This window comes from Collinsella sp. LCP21S3_D3 (assembly GCF_052118305.1).
In the GTDB taxonomy this organism is placed as follows: Bacteria; Actinomycetota; Coriobacteriia; order Coriobacteriales; family Coriobacteriaceae; genus Collinsella.
The window spans coordinates 142,546-148,618 of record NZ_JBQKHK010000004.1; the positions used below are offsets into that span (position 1 = coordinate 142,546).

Sequence of the window (6,073 nt, forward strand, 5' to 3'; positions counted from 1 at the left end):
AACGTGGACGGATTGAATACGGTGCTGGAGTATCTGACGTCGGTGCCGGCGTGGTACCTAGCGACGAGCGTGGACGGGCAGCCGCATGTGCGTCCGTTCTCGTTTGCGCAGATTCAGGACGGCAAGCTGTGGTTTGTAACGGCGCGCACCAAAGATGTGTGGCAAGAGCTGCTGCAAAACCAGCGCTTTGAGGCCACGAGTTGGTGGCCGGGCCATGGTTGGTTGATCCTGCGCGGGCGTGCGGGTCTGGACGACCGGGCTTCGGATGAAATGCGCGAGGCCGGGTGGAAGCATCTTGAGCGCTTGAGCGAGCACTATGAGGGGCCTAACGATCCCACGCTCGTCTTCTTTAGCGTCGAGGACCCCGAGGCTTTTATCTGCAATCACGACGAATGGGTTCCGGTCGAGCTCTAGGCTGCTCTGGGCGACCCTTAAGTTTGGTATTCCGTATAAGGTGGGCTCTGCATTGGCCAGCAGCATGATGCGCTGCGGCTAATGCAGAGCTCGCTTTTTTTTGTCAATTCCTACAAGCGAATGTGTCGGGTATGTTTCAATGCATGAAGACACAAATTATTTGCGTAAATATGCATTCTCGGGTGCTAAAGTTTCAACCTACCTCATAACGACGGCTGCGGAATGCGCAATGACGCATAAGACCGCAGACAAGGAGTCCGATATGTCTTTAAAGGTTGGAATCGTCGGCGCGGCTGGATATGCCGGCGCCGAGCTTATTCGCCTCGTGCTCGGCCATCCCGAGTTTGAACTTGTTGCCATTACGTCCAACGCCGATGCCGGCCAGCTGCTGTCCGCGGTGTATCCGAGCTTTGCTGGCGTGAGCGATCTGGTTTTCACCACGCATGACGCCCCTGAACTCAAGAGCTGCGATGCGGTTTTTCTCGCCGTGCCGCACACGGCTGCCATGGCACAGGTGCCCGCTCTGCTTGCGTCGGGTGTCTCTTGCTTTGATCTTTCGGCCGATTACCGTCTGAGCGACGCGTCCGTCTTTGAGGCATGGTATGCCGCCGAGCACACGAGCCCCGAGTTGCTCAAGACACGTGCCTTCGGTCTGCCCGAGTTGTTCTGCCAGGACTTAGAGACCGCTGCATCCGACCACGCCGACGGAAAGCCCGTACTGGTCGCCTGCGCCGGTTGCTATCCCACCGCAACGAGTCTTGCTGCCGCGCCTGCCGTGCGTGCGGGCTGGGTGGCCCAGAGCGGCCCCGTAGTCGTCGACGCCATCAGTGGCGTGACGGGTGCCGGTAAGTCGTGCAACACCCGCACCCATTTTTGCAGCGCGGACGAGAATCTGGAGGCCTATGGCGTAGGAAAACATCGCCATACGCCAGAAATCGAGCAAATTCTGGGCCTTACCGATCGCGTCGTCTTTACTCCGCACCTGGCACCGCTCAAGCGCGGCCTGCTCTCTACGGTGACGCTGCCGCTCGCAACGCAGGCTCTCGAAGCGCTGACTCTTGAGGATGCCGTCGACCATTACAAGAAGTTCTACGCCGGTCGTACCTTTGTGCGCGTGCTCGATGCCGGCCAGCAGCCCAAGACGGCTTCGGTTGTCGGTACCAATGCCGCCCAGATCGGCCTTGCGCTCAACAAGCGTGCGGGCGTGCTGGTGGCGACGGGCGCCATCGACAATTTGTGCAAGGGCGCTGCGGGCCAGGCGGTCCAGTGCGCCAACATCGTCTTTGGTTTTGACGAGCGACGAGGCTTGCCCACAGTGGCGTGCCCGGTGTAGCACATTCGATTATTAACGATTTGGTAGTCGGGTATCGAGTTTGGCGCCACTTTTAAGCTGGTCTCATGATTGTGGCTGGCATGGCGCACCAACCGATGCCCATTTTTTGTTTGACATAAGGAGTCGTAAAGACGATGAATGCTGAGCAGTTCGATATCAAGATTCGTGCCGTAGAGGGCGGCGTAACGGCGGCAGCCGGCTTTAAGGCGGCGGGCATCCATGCCGGATTCCGCAAGAATCCCGAGCGCCTGGATTACGCGCTCGTTGTGCCCGATAAACCCTGTCCCGGGGCCGGAGTGTTTACGACTAACCGCTTTTGTGCGGCGCCCGTGCAGGTGAGCCGTGCCAACCTGGGCGGTACGGACAAGGGCTATGGCATCATCGCCGGTGTTTCAATCAACTCCGGCAACGCGAACGCCGCCACGGGCGAGACCGGCCTTGCCTGTGCGCGCGAGACGTGCAATATCGCCTCGCAGGTCATTGGCTGTGAACCCCAACAGATTTTAGTTGCCTCCACGGGCGTGATCGGACAGATTCTGCCGATCGACACGTTTGAGACGGCAATTCCGTCCGCCTACGAGGCACTCTCTGCCCATGGCGGCGCCGATGCAGCCCGTGCCATCATGACGACCGATACGCATTCCAAGGAGTATGCCGTTCGCTACAGCAGCGAGGCCGCGGGGCACGCAGACAATACCTATACGGTGGGCGGCATGTGCAAGGGATCGGGCATGATCATGCCCAATATGGCCACCATGATCGCGGTCATTACTACCGATGCCCCCGTCGAGTCGGCGGCGCTCCACACCCTACTGCTCTCGACCGTTACACAGACCTTTAATAAAGTGACGGTCGATTCCGATACCTCGACCAACGACACCTGTATCATGCTGGCTTCTGGCGCTGCCGCCGCGGATGCCGAGGCCATCGTCGAGGGCACTGACGCCTTTGACGAGCTGGCCTTTGCCGTACACGAGGTGTGCGAGAGCCTGGCGCGTAACATCGCGGCCGATGGCGAGGGTGCGTCAAAGCTCGTGACGGTTAACGTCACCGGCGCCGCCAACGACGAGGAAGCCGATATCGCCGCCCGTGCCGTCGCCAATTCGCCGCTCGTCAAGACCTGCATCGCTGGCCACGACTGCAATTGGGGTCGCGTTGCCATGGCGCTCGGCAAGTGCGGCGTAAAGTTTAATCAGGAAGACGTTTCCATCGACATGATGGGCATGCCCGTCTGCCGCGATGGCCTGACTGTTCCTTTTGACGAGGACGAGGCCCTGCGACGTTTTGAGGCGCCCGAGATCGTGATTTCGGCCGACCTGGGCGCAGGCGACGCGGCAACGACCGTGTGGACCTGTGACCTCACGCACGAGTACATCTCAATCAATGGTGACTACCGCTCCTAGACTCCAGGCACGCTGCGCATCTCGCCGCGATTGCGGGCAGCGGAGCACAGCGCGATAACGATACGAAAGACGAGGCAGATTATGAAATTCGCACGCGATTGTCGTTCGAGCGAATCCAACGAAGCAACTGCGCAGCTGCTGTTCGAAGCGCTGCCGTGGATTAAAAACCTGACCGGCAAGACGGTCGTTATCAAGTATGGCGGGGCCGCCATGGTAGACGAGCAACTACGTCGCGACGTGATGAGCGACATCGTTTTGCTCAAGATTATCGGCATGCGCCCCGTCATCGTGCATGGCGGTGGTAAAGCCATCAACGAGGCGCTGAGCCATTACGATATGCCCGTCGAGTTTAAGAACGGTCAGCGCGTGACCACGCCGGCGACCATGGATATCGTGCGCGAGGTGCTGGGCGGCAAGGTTAACCAAGAGCTGGTGGCGGCAATCAACCACCACGGTAACTTGGCCGTGGGTGTATCGGGCAGCGACGCCGGCACGCTCATCGCCGAGCCGCTCGACCCCGAGCTCGGACGCGTGGGCAAAGTGACGCATGTCAACACCGACTACATCGAGAACTTGCTCGATAGCGAGTATATTCCCGTCATCGCTACCGTCGCGGCGGGGGAGGACGGTGGCTTCTTCAATATCAACGCCGACACCGCCGCCGGTGCCGTTGCGGCGGCGCTCCACGCGCACAAGGCGATCTTTTTGACCGACGTCGACGGCCTGTACAAGGACTTTAGCGATAAAGACTCGCTCATCTCCAACCTAACGCTCGACGAGGTTAATGAGATGCTCTACGGTGGCGAGGTCGATAAGGGCATGATTCCCAAACTGCGCGCGGCCGTCGATGCGCTTGTCGGCGGCGTATTTCGCGCTCACATCATTAACGGTACCACGCCGCACTCGCTGCTCCTGGAGCTGCTGACCGATGCCGGCGTCGGCACCGTGATCCACTCTACCGAGACGGCCTACGAATTTGATACGCACCCGCACCCGCTTTCGACCTTTGCGGCGCGCCTGACCGAGAACCTCGACGAGGTCGAGAAGCTCCAGACGGTCTAGCTGGTTAGAAATCGTCACACCGTTACACCCACAGTCCGCGCCACCTGGCGCTTAACGAAAGGCATCTCATGTCACTTGCAGCTCAACAATCGCTCGAATCCCACTACGTTATGCAAACCTTTGGCCGCTCGCCGGTCGAGTTTGTCGAGGGCCACGGCATGAAGCTCACCGGCGACGATGGTCGCGAATATCTCGATTTTCTTGCAGGTATTGGCGTATGCAGCCTAGGCCACGGCAACCCGGCGGTGCTCTCGGCGCTCGAGGCCCAGGCCAAGAAGCTCCTGCATGTCTCGAACTACTTCTACATTGAGCAGCGCGGCCAGGTCGCGGCGTTGCTGTCCAAGCTCGCCAACGACGATGCGGACGGTGCGCGCGTGCTTGCCGACGCGATTGCCGCTGGCGACGAGACCACGGCGGCGGCGCTTGGCGCTCCGGCTGCGGGCGAGCAGGTGTGGGAGACGTTCTTTGCCAATTCCGGTGCCGAGGCCAACGAGGGCTCTATGAAGCTCGCGCGTCTGTATGCCAAACGTGCTGGCAACGGTGGCAACACCATCGTGTGTATGCGCGGCGGATTTCATGGTCGTACGCTCGAGACCATTGCGGCGACCATGCAGGATTGGCTGCAGGACAGTTTCCGCCCGCTGCCGGGTGGCTTTGTGGCATGCACACCCAACGATGTAGATGAACTACACGCAATCTTTAAGCAGTTGGGAAGCGAGATTTGCGCTGTGATGCTCGAGCCGATCCAGGGCGAAAGCGGTGTGCATCCCATGACCGAGGAGTTTATGGCGGCGGCGCGCGACTTGGCACACGAGGTGGGTGCCGTGCTTATCGCCGACGAGGTCCAGTGTGGTATTTTCCGCTCCGGCAAGCCGTTCGCGTTTCAGACTTATGGTGTGGAGCCCGATATCATGAGTCTTGCCAAGGGCATCGCCGACGGCGTGCCCATGGGTGCCGTGGTGGCAAAGAAGGAAATCGCTGACATCTTTAAGCCCGGCGACCATGGTTCGACCTTCGGCGGCAGCTGCTTGGCCATCGCGGCGTGTGCCGCGACGCTCTCCGCGCTTGTGCGCGGTGACTACGCAGACCATGCCGCCAAGGTGGGTGCCTATATGGAGGCAAGGCTCGCCAAGCTGCCGCATGTTACCGAGGTGCGTGGTCGCGGCCTAATGCTCGGCTGCGATTTGGACGATGCTGCGGGTGATGCGCACGACGTTGTGGCTCGCGCGTTGGTGGCTGGTGCCGTGATTAACGCTACAGGTGCACATACACTGCGCTTCTTGCCGCCGCTCGTGTGCGAGGAAGCCGATGTGGACAGCCTAATCGAGATCCTGGCGGGTGTTTTAGCTTAGCGTCATCAGGCATAGAGCAATTTGAAGCGGGTTCCAGACCGTCACGTGCCGTTTGGCGCACGATTGGGCGAACTGGAGCCCGTTTTGCTATCGATTTACCATGGCTGGGATAGGCCGTGTGCAAAAAAGAAAGGCCCCCATCGCTGGGAGCCTTTTCAATCAAGTGGTGGGCGATGAGGGATGTCCGCGTGCGGCTGGCGCCGCCCGCTTCCGCTTCGTCGCTCCGCTCCTCGCGTGCTGCGCTGGAAAACGCTTCGCGTTTCCTCAGCTCCGCACCCTTGCGGGTTCGAATCCCTCTGCACTGGGCCCAAAAGGGAAAGGCCCCCATCGCTGGGAGCCTTTTCAATCAAGTGGTGGGCGATGAGGGATGTCCGCGTGCGGCTGGCGCCGCCCGCGCCCCGCTTCGTCGCTCCGCTCCTCGCGTGCTGCGCTGGAAAACGCTTCGCGTTTCCTCAGCTCCGCACCCTTGCGGGTTCGAATCCCTCTGCACTGGGCCCAAAAGGGAAAGG

General features: G+C 60.4%; 5 protein-coding genes. All 5 read left to right on the forward strand.

From position 1 onward, the window contains the following. The first annotated feature begins 3 nt into the window (after positions 1-3). Positions 4-414 (forward strand): pyridoxamine 5'-phosphate oxidase family protein, encoded by a 411-nt coding sequence (locus tag ACTQ1S_RS03245; protein ID WP_427718303.1) that lies wholly within the window; start codon positions 4-6, stop codon positions 412-414. Positions 415-676: 262 nt separating this feature from the next. Further along, positions 677-1,747: an N-acetyl-gamma-glutamyl-phosphate reductase gene (gene argC / locus ACTQ1S_RS03250; protein ID WP_441547058.1), complete on the forward strand. Its 1,071-nt coding sequence runs from the start codon at positions 677-679 to the stop codon at positions 1,745-1,747. A 134-nt stretch (positions 1,748-1,881) separates the two neighbouring features. Continuing rightward, positions 1,882-3,150: a bifunctional glutamate N-acetyltransferase/amino-acid acetyltransferase ArgJ gene (gene argJ, locus ACTQ1S_RS03255; protein WP_441547059.1), complete on the forward strand. Its 1,269-nt coding sequence runs from the start codon at positions 1,882-1,884 to the stop codon at positions 3,148-3,150. Between the two features lie 81 nt (positions 3,151-3,231). After that, positions 3,232-4,212, forward strand: coding sequence for an acetylglutamate kinase (gene argB / locus ACTQ1S_RS03260; protein WP_427718310.1), 981 nt, complete (start codon positions 3,232-3,234; stop codon positions 4,210-4,212). Between the two features lie 68 nt (positions 4,213-4,280). Next, positions 4,281-5,564, forward strand: coding sequence for an aminotransferase class III-fold pyridoxal phosphate-dependent enzyme (locus ACTQ1S_RS03265; protein WP_441547060.1), 1,284 nt, complete (start codon positions 4,281-4,283; stop codon positions 5,562-5,564). Positions 5,565-6,073: the final 509 nt, after the last annotated feature.